Below are 16,972 nucleotides of genomic sequence, written 5' to 3' on the forward strand. Positions count from 1 at the left end.
GGTCAGGAGCCGCCGGTGACGCTGTCGACGCCGTCCTGATAGAGCCCGCCGAGCTCCTCGTCGACCGCCTCGGGCGTCTTGGTGCCGTTGACGACCTCCTGCAGACCCGCGTTGAGCTCGTCGTAGAACGTCGGGGTCGGCCAGTCGGGGTAGAAGCCCAGACCGTCCTGCTCGGTGAGGGTGTTGAAGTTGGCGATGAGCTCCTTGCTCTTCTCGTCCGTGATCGCCTCGGCGTCGGCGGCGACCGGCACCCCACCGTGGTTGCCCATCAGGTTCTGGATCTTCGGGCTCATGGTGATGTCGATGAACTTGTAGGCCAGGTCCTTCTCCTCGGCCTTGGTCGGCACGACCCACAGGTTGCCGGAGGAGCCGGGCGACATCGTGGCACCCGGGAACAGCCCGGTGCTCCAGTCGAACTTCGCCCCCTCGACGATCCGGCCGTACCACCAGCTGCCGGAGAAGAACATCGGCGCCTCACCGTTGATGAAGTCGACACCGGCGTCCTCGGCCTTCAGGCCGGTCGCGCTCTTGGAGATGTAGCCCTTGTCGACCCAGTCCTTGATCGTCTGGGTCGCGTAGCTGATCTCAGGTCCGCTGAAATCGACCTTCTCGGTGTAGGTCTGGTAGGCCGTGACCCAGTCACGGTCGGCCTTCGTCATCGCCAGCTGATACCAGAGCTGGCCGAGCGGGTACTCGGCGGCCGACTCGGCCAGCGGCGTGATGCCCTTGGCCTCGAACGCGGCCATCGCCTCCTCGAGCTCTGCGAAGGTGGTGGGCACCTTGACGCCGTTCTTCTCGAAGAGATCCTCGTTGTAGTAGAACTCGACGTACTCGCCGTAGTTCGGGATGCCGAAGTAGCCGCCCGACCCCATCACACCCTTGTCGTCGTACGTCGCGGTGGTCTGCAGGCTCGGCGCCAGCTTGTCGTCCCACTGGTAGGCCTCGACGGCACCGTCGAGATTGGTCAGCAGACCCTGACTGGCGAGGAGGCCGGCGGTGGCGTTGCCCTTGTTGTACTCCATCAGGTCCGGCGCCTTGTCGGAGTTGAGCACCTGGCTGGCAGTGGTGCGGATCTGCTCGAAGGACTTGGCCTCGAACTCGACCTTCGCTCCGGTCTCCTTCTCGAACTCCTCGATCGCGGCGGCCCAGGCCACGCCCATGGCGCTGGACTCGTCCTCGTAGTGCCACAGCGTGAGCGTGCGACCCTTTCCGTCGACGTTCGTGTCGACATCACCACTGTCCGAGCTCGCGCTCGAGCCGCCGCAAGCGCTCATGGCCAGCGCTCCGGCGAGCATGACGGCACCGAGCGCACATCTCGTGCTGCGCATGGCGTACCTCCTCGTCTGGCGGTCCTCCAACGCACCGCCGATATTTGTTCGAGACCAGAACATAACGTGGGTCCCAGTGTGACGCAAGGCACAACGTGGCCAAATTTCCGTCGCGCCCGGAGGTTTTGTACGCGGCGCTCAGCCGCCCAGCAGAAAGCCGGCCGGGTCGGCGAGCAGCTCCGCCCAGACCAGCTCGGCGGCCCCGATCATCAGCTGCTCCTCCCCGAGCGCGGCGTCGCGCACCTCGACGCCCTCGCGGATGGAGGCGACCGCGTCGCCGACCAGGTCGACGGGCGCCGCATCACGCAACGCAGCGAGGAAGCCGGAGAGGACGATGGCCTGCGGGTTGAGCACGTTGACGGCATTGCGCACCGCGACCGCGAGCAGGCCTGCCAGCTCCTCGACCAGGCCCGCGAGGGCGCTGTCAGGATCCTCGTCCCCCCGCCCGGCCAACCGTTCGGTCAGCTCGCGGCCGAGGCGTCCGGCGTCGGCCGCGTCCAGGCCGACCGCGGCGAGCAGAGTGGCCTGGTCGACCTCGGCCTCGAGACAGCCTGCGGCACCACAGTGACACCGCGCTCCGCCTGGCCGCACGACGGTGTGCCCGAACTCGCCGGCATAGCCGGCAGCACCGGTCAGGAGCTGTCCCGCCACCACCGCGCCACCGCCGACACCGCTTGCTCCACCGATGAGATAGACCAGGTCAGCAACGCCTTTGCCGGCGCCGAACCGACTCTCCGCACGCATCGCGAGCGTGGCCGCATTGGCCGCCCAGGAGCGCAGCCCCGTGGCCTTGGTGACCTCGTCGACGATCGGCACCTCACTCCAACCCAGATGGGTGGCCTGGCGCACGACCCCATCGCCGATGCGCACCTGACCAGGGATCGCGAGCCCAAGGCCCAGCACCCGCGCCGAGTCGCCGGCCAGCATGCCCCGGACCGTCGCCGCCGCGAGCCCCACGACGGTGGCCACCTCGGTGTCCGGGGTCTCGATGCGGACGTGCTTGACGACCCGACCGCCCAGGCCGACGAGGCCGACATGAACCGCGTCGACCTCCGGGTTGACCGCAACCGCGACGACGTCCTCAGCCAGCCGAACGACGCCACTGGGGCGACCCGCTCCACCCGTCAGGGCCGGCGTCGATTCGGTGACCAGCCCCAGCCCGATCAGCTCCGCGACGACCCCGGCCATCGTCGATCTGCTGAGACCGACCTCTCGGGTCAGCTCGGCTCGCGACCTCGCGCCCTCCTCATGAAGCAACGTCAACACCCGCGAGAGGTTGCGCCGACGCAGGTCCTCCGTCGTCTGGCTCGTCATGGAGCGACACTACCACCGGGCAGTATTTTGTTCGTAAGTCGAACAATCTGCCGCCAGCCTGCTCCGAGTCGTCCGCGAGGTCACCCTTTCGGCCCGTTCGATGCAACCACGGTTACTGTGTCATCGCCGATCCGACGACCTACCTGCGACGGACCCTGCTCACCGGAACGGACACCCCATGACCTCCGAGAAGGCCACCCGCGACGTGATCCCGCTGCGTGAGGCGACGCGCGCCTGGTTCGCGATCTCCCTGCAGACCTTCGGCGGGCCCGCGGGCCAGATCGCGGTGATGCAGCACAAGCTGGTGGACGAGAAGCGCTGGATCGGCCAGCAGCGCTTCCTGCACGCGCTGAACTACTGCATGCTGCTGCCCGGCCCCGAGGCCCAGCAGCTGGCCATCTACGTCGGCTGGCTGCTCAACGGCACCCTCGGCGGGCTGATCGCCGGGATCCTGTTCGTGCTTCCCGGCGTCGTCGCGCTCCTCGCCCTCTCGGCGCTGTACGTCGGTGCCGGCTCCACCGCGCTCGTGACCGGTCTCTTCGCCGGTCTCGCCCCTGCGGTCATCGCGATCGTGGTCCAGGCCGTGCAGCGCGTCGGCAAGCGGGCGCTGCACCATCCGATCCTGGTGGCGATGGCGGTCGCCTCGTTCCTCGCGCTGACCGTCTTCAAGGTGCCCTTCCCCGTGGTGATCGTCGGCGCCGGTCTGATCGGCTGGCTGGTCGGCACGCGGGTCCCCGCCTTCACGCGGAGCAAGGGCCACGGCGGCACCGACGACGGCCCGGAGCCGCTGATCAGCGACGACGCCCTGCACCACGACGCCCCCTCGAAGGTGCGCGGCCTGAAGATCCTCGTCCTCGGGCTGGTGCTCTGGTTCGCTCCGGTGGCGCTGGCGGCGATCGTGTTCAGCCGCGACAGCGTGTTCGTGGACATGGGCCTGTTCTTCTCGGGGGCCGCCGTGGTCACCTTCGGCGGGGCGTACGCGGTGCTGGCCTACGTCGCCCATCAGGCCGTCAACGTCTTCGGCTGGTTGAAGGCCGGCGAGATGGTCCGCGGTCTCGCACTGGCCGAGACCACCCCGGGACCCCTGATCATGGTCGTGCAGTTCGTCGCCTTCGTGGGCGCCTACCGCAACCCCGGCTCGCTCGACCCCTGGGTCGCCGCCGTACTCGCCTCACTGCTGGTGACCTGGGTGACCTTCGTGCCCTGCTTCCTGTTCATCTTCCTCGGCGCGCCCTACGTCGAGCGGCTCCGGAACAACCAGCACCTCAGCGCGGCGCTCACCGGGATCACCGCGGCGGTGGTCGGCGTGATCGCCAACCTCGCGCTGTTCTTCGCGCTGCACACCCTCTTCGACCGCTCCCGCACGCTGGCGTGGGGCCCGGTCGACCTCGACCTCCCGGTGCTGTCCTCGTGGGACCCGGTCGCGTTCGCGATCACCGCGGTCGCGGTCGCGCTCATGTTCTGGCGCGGATGGTCGACGATGCGCACCCTGGGCGTCTGCGCGCTGCTCGGACTGGCCTCGACGCTCATCCCTCTCTGACCGCGGCGACCAGGTGCGACCAGGCCGGCGAGGCCGGGTCGCCCCACGCCGCGTGGTCGGCGCCGTCGACCACCTCGAGACGTACGCCGGGGTGTGCTGCCGCGTAGCGCTCGGAGATCGCGATCGGGATCCCGGTGTCGGCGGTGCCGTGGAGGAGCCGCACGGGGACCCGGGGCGCGAGGCCGATCGGGTCGGCGGCGGCGTACGCCTCGGGGGTCTCGACCGGGGTGCCGCCGAGGAACTCCTCGACCGCCCCGTCGCCGAGACCTTCCTCGCTCATCGCGGCGAGGGCGGCCGCCGGGGCCAGGGCGACGACGCCGGTGACCAGGGTGCCCGGCCGCGATGCCGCCCAGAGGGCGAGCTGGCCGCCGGAGGAGTGTCCGACCAGGGTGATCCGGCGGGGCGCGTCGTTGTGGACGGTCCACTCCCGGCCGCTGAGCTGGATCGACTCGATCGCGGTCTCCACGTCCTCGAAGGCCTGCCGCCACTGGCCCGGGCCGTGCCGGTATTCCACCGTCGCGGTCAGATGGCCCGCCTCGGCCAGCGCCCGGCCGGCCGACCACGTGCGGATCCGGTCGGAGTCGCGCCACATCCCGCCGTGGAGCAGGAGGACGAGCGAGTCGGTCGCCTCCGCCGGCTCGAAGACGTCGGCGACCTGGCGGGCGGTGGCGCCGTAGCGCATCGTCGCGTCGGGGTAGGTGGTGTCGATCGTGGTCATGGCTTCTCCTTGCTGTTGCGGTCGAGCAGGACGCTGACCGCGACACCGATCACCAGCCCCCAGAAGGCGGAGCCGATGTTGAGGACGGTGATGTCGGCGACGGTCACCAGGAAGGTGACCAGCGCGCCGGTGACGTGGGGGCCGCTGAAGGCGGTCTGGAAGGCACCCTGGAGCGGCTTGAGCATGGCGAGGCCGCCGAGGACGGCGACGTACGCCTCGGGCATGGTGGTGATGACCCGGACCATGCCGGGGGCGAGGAGCCCGAACCCGATGGCGAGCACGCCGCACCACACCGCCGCGGCGTAGTGCCGGCGCCGCTCCCCCGAGGCGGTGACCAGCGCGTTGGTGGGCCCGGCCAGGCAGGTGGACACCCCGCCGAACGGCGCGGCGACCAGCGAGGTCACGCCGCACCAGCCGGTCACCTGGTTCATCCGCGGGTCGTGGCCGGCGGCGCGCAGCACGGCCATGCCCTGGCCATTCTGGACGACCAGCACGGTGATCAGCAGCGGGATGGTGAGCTCGACGAAGGCGGAGCCGGTGAAGACGGGTGACGTCCAGACCGGGTCGATGATCCAGCGGCCGGAGACCTCGACGGCGGGGCGGTCGGCCAGGCCCACCGCGACCGCTCCGACGGCCAGCGCCACCAGCACCGACGGGAGCCAGCGCACCAGCCGCGGGACCGCGCTGACGGCGATGAAGGCGGCCACCATCGGGCCGGCGATCGCCAGGTCGCGGTCGACGGCCAGGACCAGGTCGGTGCCGAAGCGGAGGAAGACACCGGCCACCATCGCCATCACGATCGGCATCGGCAGCAGGTGCATCACCCGGTCGACCTGCCGGGTCAGGGCCAGCGCGACCAGCAGGACCGCCGCCATCACGAACCCGCCGACCGCCTCCGGCCAGGTGGTGCCGGCGGCCATCGCCTGGCCGACGACCACGGTGCCGGGGATGGTCCAGAAGTAGACCAGCGGCTGCCGGCTCCAGCGCGAGGCGATGATCGTCAGGGCGCCGTTGAGACAGAAGACCGCGCTCACCCAGGAGGCGACCACCGCTGCGGAGAGTCCGGCGCCCTGGCCGACGGCCAGGATCACCGCGACCGGGCCGGTGCAGGAGAACAGGAAGCCGATGAAGCCGTTGACCAGCTCGTGGCGGCCCAGGTCGCCCCTCAGGCCGGTGCGGGGCTCGCGGACGAGCGTGCTCATGGTTCCTCCGTCGGCTCGGCGGCCATCGCGGCGAGCTCGGTCCGGCTGCGGACGCCGAGCTTCGCGTAGATGCGGGTCAGGTGGTACTGCACGGTCTTGGGCGAGACGAACAGCTGCGCGGCGACCTCACGGTTGGAGAGGCCCGAGGCGACCATCTCGGCGACGGTCTCCTCCTGCGGGGTCAGGTCCACCGGGCCCCGGTGGCCGCGTGGTGCCCGCACTCCCCCGGCACGCAGCTCGCGCTCGGCGGCGTCGACGTACATCGACGCCCCCAGCCCGTCCCACAGGTCGCGCGCGGAGGAGAGCAGCGCCTCGGCGTCACGGCGGCGGCCGGCACGGCGCAGCGCCTGGCCGTAGGCGAAGGTGACCCGGGCGCGGTCGTAGCGGAGCGGCAGCCCGTCGAGCAGCTCGAGCGCGCGGTCGAAGGTGTCGCGGACCCCGTCGAGGTCTCCGCGGGCGCCGTGCCAGCGGCCGCGGGCGGTGGCCAGCCTGGCCTGGGCGGAGCGGTGCTGCTCCTCGCGGGCGCGGGTCTCGTGCGGGCGCAGGAACTCGTCGGCCTCCTCCAGGCGGCCCTCCGCGACGAGGGCGGCGGCGTACGTCTCGGCCCAGGGCCAGATGGCCGGCTCGCTCAGCGCGCTGCCGGCCGGGGCCTGGGTGAGCGGCTCGAGGATGCGCAGGACGGCACGGAAGTCGCTGCGCGCCTCGGCGATGTGGGCGCGGGCGAGGAGCGCGGGGACGCGCATGATCTCGTAGCCCTGCGCCCCGACCTCGGCGGCGCGAGCGGTGCGGGTGGCCTCCTCCCAGCTGCCGCGCAGCAGGTGGGTCTCGGTGGCGGTCCACTCCAGCAGCGGGGTGACCAGGGCGATGCCCGACGTCGTCGCGAGCGCGCGTCCGGCGGCGACCGTCTGCAGCGCAGCCTCTCCCTCGCCGGTCAGGAACTGCACCCGTGCCAGCCAGGCCAGCGCCCACATCGCGATCCGCGTCGAGCCGCCCAGGATCCGCGGGTCGGTGACACCCTCCAGGCGGCTGCGGGCCTCGTCGGGCTCGTCGGCGAGCACGTCGAGCCAGCCGCGGCCCATGGTGACCCGCTGGGTCTGGGCGCTGTGCCCGACGCGGCGGGCGGCCAGGGCGTACGCGTCGTGGGCCTCCTCGAACCGGCCGGCCATCGCCAGCCCGAGCCCGCGGATCGCGGCGGCCTCGACGCCGGCGGCCGAGTCGCGGCCCGCCAGGGAGATCGCCCGGTCGGCCCAGGTGACCAGCTCGTCGCCGCGGCACAGCGCCAGCGAGTGCAGCACGTGCCGGGTCGCGATGAGGGCGGCGGTCTCCGGCTCACGGTCGGCGTTGACGATGTCCCAGGCCCGCTCGAGCCGCACCTCGGCCTCGCTCGCGCGACCACGCAGGATCGCCAGATAGGCGAGCACCGCGTCGCGCAGCGGTGTCTCCCGCAGACTCTCGACGACCGGCACCAGCGCCGCGGCACCCATGCCGTCGCCGGCGGCGACCAGGGCGTCGACGGAGCGGATCAGCCGGTCGTCGCGGCGCACGGGGTCCTCGGTGAGGCGGCTGGAGTCGCGGTAGAGGGCGGCCGCCTCCGCCCAGGCGCCCTCGTCGCCGCGCCGCTGCGCCAGCCGGGCGACCTCGTCGGCGAGCTCGGCGTCGGGCAGCGGGGTCGCGGCGACCAGATGGCGGGCCCGGCTGACCTCGTCGTCGACGACCGCGGCGGCGCGCTGGTGCGCATCGGCGGCCCGGCGCGCGCCCATCGTCGCCAGCACGGCGACGCCGACCAGCGGCGTACGCCAGCGGGGGCGGTGGTCGCGGGTGATCTCCACCAGCCCGGCAGCTGCCAGGGCGTCGACCGCGGAGAGCGGGTCCTCCAGGCCGGCCAGGGCGGCGGCCTGTCCCAGGGACGCGTGGTCCCCGAGGACGGCGAGGGCCTCGGCCAGCGCACGGTCCTCCGGGCCGCATCCGGCGAGCGCGAGCTGGACCTCGTCGCGTACATGGGCAGGGGCGGGCAGCTGGGTGTCCGGCCGGGCCCAGCGGGCCGGCGGGAGCTCGTCGAGCAGCGCGACCGCGTCACGCGGGCTGCCGGCCGTGTGCCGGGTGAGCACCTCGGCCATCGCCGGGTGCAGGACCCGTCCGCGCAGCACCGCGAGCTCGCCGACGGCGGCCACATCCAGCCCCTCGATGCGTACGGTGTCGGCGGCGATCTCGCCCAGGAACGGGGTGCTGCGGGTGGCCGCCAGCACCACCAGCACCGGTGCCTCGCGGTGCCGGCGCAGCGCGGAGGCGATCGCCTGCAGCGAGAAGGTGTCGGCGAGGTCGGCGTCGTCGACCAGGACCAGGCGGGGCTCGTCGGCCGAGCCTTCCCCGGCGGCCCGCGCGACCAGGACGTCGGCCGCGGCGACCGGGTCGTCCGGCGGATCTTCCCCGAGCAGCTGGCGCAGCACCGAGCCGGGGCAGTCCTGCTCCCACGCACCCGCGCCAGCCGTCAGCGCCGGAGGCGCGACCCGGTCAGCCAGGCCGCGGAGCAGCGCGGTCTTGCCCAGCCCCGGGTCCCCGAGGACCAGGACGGCGGCCGACCCGGAGGCGGGGGTGCGGGCCAGCCGCGAGGTGAGCTCGACGAGCTCGTCCTCGCGACCGACACACCCAGCTCGTTCTATGAGCACGGTCACACCCTAGGCCCCTCTCAGACCGTCAGGCCGTCGTCGAGCGCGAGGTCCACCACGGGCTCCTGCGGGGACCGAGGCACCGCCACGGCCACCACGGCACCCAGCAGCGCGACACCGGCGAAGATCTGGAAGGCGGTCGCGCCGCCGACCCCGGCGGCGACCAGGGCCCCGCCGATGATCGGCCCGACGATCCCGCCCAGCCGGCCGAAACCGGCACACCAGGCGACGCCCGCACCGCGGGCCCGGGTCGGGTAGTAGTTGGCCACCAGCCCGTAGATGAGCACCTGGGTGCCGATCGTGCCGACACCGGCGATCGCCACCGCCGCGAACAGGATGCCGACCGGCAGCCCGAGCGGCAGCAGCACGAGCATCAGGCTGGCGAGCACGAAGGTGGTCGCGACCACCGGCTTGGCGCCGGTCCGGTCGGCGACGTACGAGGCGAGGAGTCCACCGAGGATGGCTCCGCCGTTGAGCACGAGCAGGAAGGTGAGGGCGTACGCCTTGCCGTAGCCGTTGTCCTCCATGATCTTCGGCAGCCAGGTGTTGAGGCCGTAGGTCAGCAGCAGGCCGGAGAAGCTCATCAGGCCGAGCACGAGGGTCGGGAGGAGGAGCGGGCGGCGGACCAGGGCGCCGAAGCCGACCGCCTCCGGGGCGGTGCTGGTCGCGGCGACCCGGCCGCGGGAGTCGAGCCACAGCTGCGACTCGGGCAGCTTGGCGATGGCGAACGGGAGCAGCAGGATCAGCGGGCTGGCCCCGATCATCATCAGGATCCGCCAGTGCGAGCCGCTCGGGTCGATGATCAGGGCCATGACCGAGGCGCTCACGCCACCGGCGGGGATGCCGCTGTAGACGATCGCGTTGAGCCGGTTCTTCCGCTCCGGCGGCGCGAACTCGGCGACCAGGGCGCCGACGGTGGCCAGGATCGCGCCCAGCCCGATACCGGTGAGGAAGCGGAGGATGCCGAAGACGGCGATCGACTGCGCGAACGCGGTCGCCGCCATCCCGAGCGAGAACCAGGTGATGCTGGCGAGCACCACCTTCCGGCGGCCGATCCGGTCGCTGACCGCGCCGGCGCTCAGGGCGCCGACGAGCACGCCGACGAGGGCATAGCTGCCCAGCGTGCCCGCCTGGCCCGCGGAGAGCTGCCCGATCTGCCCGGGGTCAGCCATCAGGGTCGGCAGCACCGTGCCGTAGACCACGAGGTCGTAGCCGTCGAACATCAGGGCCAGCGCGGAGAGCGCGACGACCCAGGCGAGCTGGCGCCCGTTCTTCGCCCGAGCGATTTCATCGGTGTATTCGGACATGGGTGATCTCCATCGGTGACGCGAGCGTGCTCGCGAAGGGAGGGTCGGCCCCGAGAGAGGAACCTGGTGGCTCAGCCGAGGTCACCGCCGGCGACGGGAAGGACCGTGCCGGTGATGTAGGAGGCCTCCTCGGAGGCGAGGAAGCAGATCGCGGCGGCCTGCTCGTCGAGCGTGCCGTAGCGGTGCATCAGGGAGGTCTCGAGGGTCTGGTCGATGTGGGCCTGGAACCAGGCCTTCTCGGTCTCCGTCCGCGGCGTCGGTGTGCCCCGGGAGATCCGGCGTGGCGGAGCCTGCGTGCCTCCCGGGGCCGTCGCGGTGACCCGGATACCGGCGTCGGCGTACTCCAGCGCGAGGGAGGCGGTGATCGCGTTGATCCCGCCCTTCGCGGCCGAGTACGGGATCCGGTGGATGCCCCGGGTCGCCGCCGAGGAGACGTTGACGATCACGCCACGGCCGCGCTCGACCATGCCCGGGAGGGCGGCCCGGCACGCGTAGAGGGTCGTCATCAGCGACCGGGTGATCTCGGCGTCGATCTGCTCGGCGGTGAACTCGGTGAACGGCTTGAAGTTGATCGCTCCGCCGACGTTGTTGATCAGCACGTCGATCCGGCCGTACGTCGCGACTGCCCGCTCCACGAGGGCAGCCGCGCCCTCGTAGCGCTCGAGGTCGCACTCGACCGCGCTGGCGCTCGCGCCCTGGCCGGTGAGCTCGTCGGTGACCTCGGCGACCAGCGGCGAGCGGTCGGCGAGGACGACCTTGCCGCCCTCGGCGGCCACCCGGCGGGCGACCTGGGCGCCGATGCCCTGGGCCGCGCCGGTGACCACCACGACCTGGCCGGCGAACCGCCCCGGGGTGACGAACCGCGGCTTGGTCGCGGCCGCCGACTCGGCCATCGCACGCCGCATCGTCTCCTGGGACCGCTCGCTGTGGGCCTTGATCAGGTCGCGGGCGGCGATCCGGTCGCCGCGCTCGAAGGCCTCGACGATGTCGAGGTGGTCCTGCGTGCACCGCGGGTGGCACCAGGTGGCGTTGCGCAGCACGTCCTCCATCCGGCCCTTCACCCCCAGCGCCTGGTAGGCCGCCAGCAGGTGGCCGTTGCCGGTGAGGGTGAACAGGTAGTCGTGGAAGGCGGCGTTCGACTCGGTGTAGCCGTGGGCGTCGAGGAAGCGGTCGCCGTCGACGTACAGGACGGTCGACTCGGCGAGCAGCCGGTAGCCGGCCAGCTGCTGGGAGTCCAGCCGCCCGATCGTCAGGTCGAGGGCCCCCACCTCCAGCGCCGCCCGGGCCTCGAAGATCGCGTCCGACGCGGAGATGTCCGGGTGCTCCTCACCGATCGTGTAGCCGTCCTCGGTGGTCGAGACGTCAGCCGCGTCGGCCGAAGCGTCAGGTACGTCGGCCGAGAGGTCACCCCGGAGCGGGAAGACCTCCTGGCCACCGATCCGGCGGGCGTCACCGGTCACGGTCAGGTTGTCGTCCTCGACCACCGCACCGCTGACTCCGTCGAGCGCGGCCGGCGCGACCAGCTGACCGGCGATGCGGCGTACGACATCTCCGTCGTTCCGCGCGGGGGCGGCGTATCCCGCGGGACCGAGGTCGACTGCCGGGAGCATCTGCTGCCCCGCGACGGCGCGTGCCTCAGGGTGCGTCTCCAGATCGATACGTACGGGTGACGTCTCGGCCGACGAGGCTGACGCGTCGGCCGACGGGGCTGACGCCTCGGCCGAGCCGGCGGGGACGGCGAGGGCGAACTTCTCGTAGTAGAACCCGGTGGGCTCGAGACCGGCGTCGGCGACGTGGGTACGCACCGCCTCGACCATCGGCGGCGGGCCGCACAGGTAGATCGCGACGTCGCCGTCGTGCAGGTCCTGCTCGCGGATCAGGCTCATCACGTAGCCCTTGTTGGCGGCGGTCGAGGCGGGGTCGGAGACGCAGTGGTCCCAGGTGAACCCGGGGATCCGCGAGACCAGCTCGCCGACCTCGTCGAGCTTGACCAGGTCGTCGTCGGTGCTGACGCCGTAGACCAGCCGGCCGCCGCGGTCGCAGCCGTCGACCTCGAGCTGGCGCAGCATCGAGAGCACCGGCGCCAGCCCGGTGCCGCCGGCCAGCATCAGCACCGGCCGGCGCGCCTCGCGGAGGAAGAAGGAGCCGTTCGGGCCGGTGAAGGTGACCTCGTCGCCGACGGCGGCGCGTTCGGTCAGCCAGGTCGACATCGCGCCGCCCTCGGTCAGCTTGACCAGGAAGACGAGCCGCTCCTCGTGCGGGGCGTTGGCGAAGGAGTACGACCGGGTCACCTCGGTGCCGGGCACGGCGATGTTGACGTACTGGCCCGGCAGGAAGGCGAGCTCGCCGCGGTTGGGGATGTCGAGGGAGAGCTCGACCGTGGTCGGGCTCAGCCGGTCCAGGCCGACGACCGTGCCGGTGTAGCTCGCGGCGCCGGTCTTCGCGACCTCGGAGGTGGTGGCGATCTGCAGCGCGAGGTCCGAGCGCGGCTTCATCGAGCACGGCAGGGCGTACCCCTCGGCGGCCTCCGCCGCCGACAGCGCGTCCTCGATGTAGGTTCCGCCGTCGTACTCCCCCGACTCGCACAGCGCCTTGCACGTCCCGCAGGCGCCGTCGCGGCAGTCCAGGGGGATGTTGATCCGCTGCCGGTAGGACGCGTCGGCGACGGTCTGGTCCTCGCGGACGGTGATGAACCGGGTCACCCCGTCCTCGAAGGACAGTGCGACCTGGTGGGTCGCGACCCCGGTGGTCGGCTCGGTCTCGATTGCAGTCATCGCGGGCGCCTCAGACGTGGTAGATGTCGACGACGTGGTGGATGTAGTCGTTCTTCAGCACCACGGTCTTGCGGCGGATCAGCGGCTGCTCGCCTGCGAAGTCGATCGTGTAGAACGACGTGCCGTAGTAGGGGTCGACGGTCTTGTAGCGGAAGTACATGGTGTGCCAGTTGAAGCGCACGTCGACCAGGTCGCCGCGGCGCTCGATGACCTCGACGTTGCTGATGTTGTGGGACGTACGCGGCTCCGGCAGCGAGGTGGCCGAGGACCGCTCCGTGCGGATCCGGAAGACGCGGTCCTCCAGGCCACCCTTGTTGGGGTAGTAGATGAGCGACATCTCGGTCTGCGGGTCCTCGGTGAGGAGGTCGGCGTCGTCCCAGCAGGGCATCCAGTAGACGACGTCGTCGGCATAGCACTCGAGCCACTTCTCGAACTCACGGTCGTCGAGGAATCGCGCCTCGCGGTAGAGGAACTGCTCGATCGCGTTCTGCGTGATCAGCTTCGCCCCGGCCGGAGCGTTCTGCGTGAGCGTCATCGTCACTTCCCCTTCTCGTTCGCGATGGCCGTACGCATCTGCTCGGCCCACTGCGCGTGCATGACCGGGTAGAGACCCTCGTCCTCGTTCTTCGCGCCGGCCGAGATCACGCCCGGCATCTCCAGCGCCTCGGCGACCTCGTCGGGCCCGGTGAGCCAGTGCTCGGCACCGCGGCTCATGTCGTTCCACGGCGCGGCGGAGGCCTGGTAGGTCAGGTAGCAGGAGCGGAACTCCTCCAGGTCGTCGGGCGTGGCCATGCCGGAGGCGTTGAAGAAGTCCTCGTACTGCCGGATCCGCCAGGCCCGCGACTCCGGGCTCTCGCCCATGGGGGCGATGCAGTAGATGGTGACCTCGGTCCTGTCGACCGAGATCGGCCGGAAGTGCCGGATCTGGGTCGAGAACTGGTCCATCAGATACACGTTCGGGTAGAGCAGCAGGTTGCGCGAGCCCTTGACCATGAACTCGCCCTTGGCGTCGCCGAACTTCTCCTTGAGCGTGTCCATCTGGTCCCACAGCGGGCGGTCGGCGGGGTTGGCGGCCCAGGTCCACAGGCACAGGTGGCCGTTCGGGTAGGACCAGTAGCCACCGCCGGCCTTGCCCCAGCTGCCGGCGTCGACGGTCTTGGTGGTGTTCTTCGACTCGCCGGTGTTGCGTCGCGAGGTGGTGGCGGCGTAGTTCCAGTGGGTGGCGGTGACGTGGTAGCCGTCGGCACCGTTCTCCGCCTGGACCTTCCAGTTGCCGTCGTAGGTGTAGGTCGAGGACCCGCGCAGCACCTCCAGGCCGTCGGGCGACTGGTCGACCAGCATGTCGATGACCTTCACGGTGTCGCCGAGGTGCTCGTCCAGCGGGAGCACGTCCTCGTTGAGCGAGCCGAACAGGAAGCCGCGGTAGCTGTCGAAGCGAGCCACGTGCGTCAGGTTGTGGGAGCCCTCGGTGTTGAAGCTCTCCGGGTAGCCGGCGTCGTCGGGGTCCTTGACCTTGAGCAGGGTGCCGTCGTTGCGGAACGTCCAGCCGTGGAACGGGCAGGTCAGCGTCATCCGGTTGTCGGTCTTGCGCCGGCACAGCATCGCGCCGCGGTGGGCGCAGGCGTTGATCATGCAGTGCAGCTCGCCGTCCTTGTCGCGGGTGATCACGACCGGCTGCCGACCGATGTAGGTGGTGAGGTAGTCGCCGGGGTTCGGCACCTGGCTCTCGTGGGCGAGATAGATCCAGTTGCCCTCGAAGATGTGCTTCATCTCCAGCTCGAAGATCTCCTCGTCGGTGAAGATCCGGCGGTTGGCGCGGTAGATCCCGGCCTCGCGGTCCTCGACCACGGCGTCCGACAGGACGTTCTCGAGGTGGCCAAGGCTCTCGGTGAGCGGTGCGGTCATGGTGATGCCTCCAACGGGTGACGGTCACCACACCTTCGCAAGACGTGGCGACGGTCACACCAGGCGAATGCCCAGTCCCGACCTAGACATCCATTGATCATTCGAATCAATCAATCAGCGCCAGTTTCGTCCTTGTTGTTTATCTATCGCAGGCCTACTGTGGCGGTCGTCACCACCTTCTGAGGAGCGCTTCATGGAGCTACGCCACCTGCGGTACTTCGCCGCGGTCGCCGAGACCTGCCACTTCGGCCAGGCCGCGGCGCAGCTGCACATCGCCCAGCCCGCGCTCTCCCAGGCGATCCGTCAGCTCGAGTCCGAGCTCGACGTCACCCTCTTCACCCGCACGACCCGCCAGGTCTCCCTCACCCCGGCCGGCGAGTTCCTGCGCACCGAGGCCACCCGGGTGCTCGCCGCCATCGACGACAGCGTCCGAGGCGTACGCCGCATCGGGGCCGGCCGCCACGGCCTGGTCCGCCTGGGACTGACCGGCACCGCCTCCTTCTCGCACCTTCCCGGCATCGCCCGCGTGGTCAAGCGCGAGCTGCCCGAGGTGGCGCTGGAGATCCACGCCGACCTGCTCACCCCGGCCCAGTGCGAGCGGCTGGAGAGCGGGGCGCTCGACCTCGGCGTCCTGCGGCCGCCCGCCACCGGCGAGGGACTGACCCTGCGCACCCTCGAGGTCGAGCCGCTCGCGCTCGCCATCCCCGTCGACCACCGGCTCGCGGTCGAGCCGGTCGTGGCGCTGGCCGACCTGCGCACCGAGCCGTTCATCGCCTACAGCGCCCGCGACTCGGCGGTCAACGAGGCCGTCCTGCGCAGCTGCCGCGAGGCCGGGTTCGTGCCGCGCCGCGAGCACGAGGCGCCGAGCACCGCGGTCCTGCTGGCGCTGGTCGCCGCCGGCCTCGGCGTCGCGATCGTCCCCGCCTCGGTCCGGGCCCTGCCGCTGGAGGGCGTGGTCTTCCGCGACCTGCTCGACGCGGGCAGCGTCGAGCTCGCCCTCGCCTACCGCACCGACGACGACAACCCCGTCGTCGACGCCGTCATCGAGATCCTCGAGGCAGCAGACCTGTTCACCGCACCCCGTCTGGAAGCTCCCCGATCATGAAGATCACCAAGATCGAGGCGATCCCGTTCGCCATCCCCTACCGCAAACCACTGCGCTTCGCCTCCGGCGAGGTCCACACCGCCCAGCACGTGCTCGTCCGGGTCCACACCGACGACGGTGTCGTGGGCATCGCCGAGGCACCGCCGCGGCCGTTCACCTACGGCGAGACCCAGGCCGGGATCATCGCCGTGATCGACCAGCTCTTCGCCCCGCAGCTCGCCGGGCTCACGCTGCTCGAGCGCGAGACCGCCCGCGCCCTCATGGAGCGCACCGTCGGCAACCCGACCGCCAAGGCCGCCGTCGACATGGCGATGTGGGACGCCCTCGGCAAGACCCTCGACCTGCGGGTCGTCGACCTGCTCGGTGCCTTCACCGACCGGATGCGCGTCTCGCACATGCTCGGCTTCGACGGGCCCGAGGCGATGGTCGCCGAGGCGGAGCGGATGCGGGAGACGTACGGGATCTCGACGTTCAAGGTGAAGGTCGGCCGCTCCCCCATCGAGCTCGACACCGCCGTCGTCCGTGCGCTGCGCGAGCGGTTCGGCGCCGAGATCGAGCTGTACGTCGACGGCAACCGCGGCTGGACCGCGGCCGAGTCCGCCCGGGCGATGAAGCAGATGGCCGACCTGGACCTGCTCTTCGCCGAGGAGCTCAACCCGGCCGACGACGTGCTCGGGCGCCGCTGGCTGGTCAGCCAGGTGGACGTGCCGTTCATCGCCGACGAGTCGGTCCCGACGGCGGCAGACGTCACCCGCGAGGTGCTCGGTGGCTCCGCGACCGCGATCAGCATCAAGACCGCGCGCACCGGCTTCACCGGCTCGCAGCAGGTGCTCCACCTCGCCGAGGGCCTCGGGCTGGAGGTCGTGATGGGCAACCAGATCGACGGCCAGCTCGGCAGCGCCTGCTCGATCGCCTTCGGCGCGGCCCACCGGCTCACCTCCCGCCGCGCCGGTGAGCTCTCCAACTTCCTCGACATGGCCGATGACCTGCTCACCGAGCCGCTCGAGATCCGCGACGGCGAGCTCGCCGTACGTCCTGGTGCCGGCCTCGGGGTCGAGATCGATGCCGACAAGCTCGATCACTACCGCACCGACAACTGAACACCAGACCCCA

The 16,972-nt window shown here is 71.3% G+C and carries 12 protein-coding genes; 3 read left to right on the plus strand and 9 right to left on the minus strand.

The genetic code is table 11. From position 1 onward, the window contains the following. Positions 1-2 precede the first annotated feature (2 nt). Both UG56_RS10880 and UG56_RS10885 read right to left on the minus strand, forming a co-directional pair. A complete protein-coding gene (locus UG56_RS10880) occupies positions 3-1,328 on the minus strand; it encodes an ABC transporter substrate-binding protein (RefSeq protein WP_045549585.1) in 1,326 nt (441 codons plus the stop codon). Between the two features lie 138 nt (positions 1,329-1,466). Beyond that, positions 1,467-2,642 (minus strand): ROK family transcriptional regulator, encoded by a 1,176-nt coding sequence (locus UG56_RS10885; protein ID WP_045549586.1) that lies wholly within the window; start codon positions 2,640-2,642, stop codon positions 1,467-1,469. Positions 2,643-2,820: 178 nt separating this feature from the next. Between UG56_RS10885 and chrA the strand changes: the two genes are divergently transcribed. After that, positions 2,821-4,182: a chromate efflux transporter gene (gene chrA / locus UG56_RS10890; protein WP_045549587.1), complete on the plus strand. Its 1,362-nt coding sequence runs from the start codon at positions 2,821-2,823 to the stop codon at positions 4,180-4,182. On the opposite strand, the gene UG56_RS10895 is transcribed toward chrA, so the two are convergent. From UG56_RS10895 to benA, 7 genes are all read right to left on the minus strand, one after another. After that, positions 4,169-4,900: an alpha/beta hydrolase family protein gene (locus tag UG56_RS10895; protein WP_045549588.1), complete on the minus strand. Its 732-nt coding sequence runs from the start codon at positions 4,898-4,900 to the stop codon at positions 4,169-4,171. The genes chrA and UG56_RS10895 overlap by 14 nt on opposite strands. Then, a complete protein-coding gene (locus tag UG56_RS10900; protein ID WP_045549589.1) occupies positions 4,897-6,102 on the minus strand; it encodes a benzoate/H(+) symporter BenE family transporter in 1,206 nt (401 codons plus the stop codon). Before UG56_RS10900 ends, UG56_RS10895 begins: the two co-directional genes overlap by 4 nt. Beyond that, complete coding sequence (locus tag UG56_RS10905; RefSeq protein WP_218145192.1) at positions 6,099-8,768, minus strand: helix-turn-helix transcriptional regulator; 2,670 nt, start codon at positions 8,766-8,768, stop codon at positions 6,099-6,101. The genes UG56_RS10900 and UG56_RS10905 overlap by 4 nt, the downstream gene beginning before the upstream one ends. A 20-nt stretch (positions 8,769-8,788) precedes the next feature. Beyond that, positions 8,789-10,075 carry an MFS transporter gene (locus tag UG56_RS10910; RefSeq protein ID WP_045549458.1) on the minus strand — a complete coding sequence of 429 codons (1,287 nt, stop codon included), beginning with the start codon at positions 10,073-10,075 and terminating at the stop codon, positions 8,789-8,791. Positions 10,076-10,146: 71 nt separating this feature from the next. Next, positions 10,147-12,849: a benzoate 1,2-dioxygenase electron transfer component BenC gene (gene benC, locus UG56_RS10915; RefSeq protein ID WP_045549459.1), complete on the minus strand. Its 2,703-nt coding sequence runs from the start codon at positions 12,847-12,849 to the stop codon at positions 10,147-10,149. Positions 12,850-12,859: 10 nt separating this feature from the next. Then, positions 12,860-13,384, minus strand: coding sequence for a benzoate 1,2-dioxygenase small subunit (benB, locus tag UG56_RS10920; protein WP_045549460.1), 525 nt, complete (start codon positions 13,382-13,384; stop codon positions 12,860-12,862). 2 nt (positions 13,385-13,386) lie between these two features. Beyond that, a complete protein-coding gene (gene benA, locus UG56_RS10925) occupies positions 13,387-14,754 on the minus strand; it encodes a benzoate 1,2-dioxygenase large subunit (RefSeq protein WP_045549461.1) in 1,368 nt (455 codons plus the stop codon). A 193-nt stretch (positions 14,755-14,947) separates the two neighbouring features. On the opposite strand from benA, the gene UG56_RS10930 reads away from it, so the two are divergent. Both UG56_RS10930 and UG56_RS10935 read left to right on the plus strand, forming a co-directional pair. Then, on the plus strand, positions 14,948-15,859 hold the full coding sequence (locus UG56_RS10930; protein ID WP_045549462.1) for a LysR substrate-binding domain-containing protein: 912 nt from the start codon (positions 14,948-14,950) through the stop codon (positions 15,857-15,859). Beyond that, positions 15,856-16,959: a mandelate racemase/muconate lactonizing enzyme family protein gene (locus UG56_RS10935; RefSeq protein ID WP_045549463.1), complete on the plus strand. Its 1,104-nt coding sequence runs from the start codon at positions 15,856-15,858 to the stop codon at positions 16,957-16,959. The genes UG56_RS10930 and UG56_RS10935 overlap by 4 nt, the downstream gene beginning before the upstream one ends. Positions 16,960-16,972 lie beyond the last annotated feature (13 nt).

It is taken from the genome of Nocardioides luteus, from assembly GCF_000960475.2.
Taxonomy (GTDB): Bacteria; Actinomycetota; Actinomycetes; order Propionibacteriales; family Nocardioidaceae; genus Nocardioides; species Nocardioides luteus_A.

Coding starts and splice junctions, on each gene's coding strand:
- benB (WP_045549460.1), bottom strand. CDS start 13,384: ATGACGCTCACGCAGAACGCTCCGGCCGGGGCGAAGCTGATCACGCAG.
- UG56_RS10910 (WP_045549458.1), bottom strand. CDS start 10,075: ATGTCCGAATACACCGATGAAATCGCTCGGGCGAAGAACGGGCGCCAG.
- benA (WP_045549461.1), bottom strand. CDS start 14,754: ATGACCGCACCGCTCACCGAGAGCCTTGGCCACCTCGAGAACGTCCTG.
- UG56_RS10885 (WP_045549586.1), bottom strand. CDS start 2,642: ATGACGAGCCAGACGACGGAGGACCTGCGTCGGCGCAACCTCTCGCGG.
- UG56_RS10895 (WP_045549588.1), bottom strand. CDS start 4,900: ATGACCACGATCGACACCACCTACCCCGACGCGACGATGCGCTACGGC.
- UG56_RS10900 (WP_045549589.1), bottom strand. CDS start 6,102: ATGAGCACGCTCGTCCGCGAGCCCCGCACCGGCCTGAGGGGCGACCTG.
- chrA (WP_045549587.1), top strand. CDS start 2,821: ATGACCTCCGAGAAGGCCACCCGCGACGTGATCCCGCTGCGTGAGGCG.
- UG56_RS10880 (WP_045549585.1), bottom strand. CDS start 1,328: ATGCGCAGCACGAGATGTGCGCTCGGTGCCGTCATGCTCGCCGGAGCG.
- UG56_RS10930 (WP_045549462.1), top strand. CDS start 14,948: ATGGAGCTACGCCACCTGCGGTACTTCGCCGCGGTCGCCGAGACCTGC.
- UG56_RS10935 (WP_045549463.1), top strand. CDS start 15,856: ATGAAGATCACCAAGATCGAGGCGATCCCGTTCGCCATCCCCTACCGC.
- benC (WP_045549459.1), bottom strand. CDS start 12,849: ATGACTGCAATCGAGACCGAGCCGACCACCGGGGTCGCGACCCACCAG.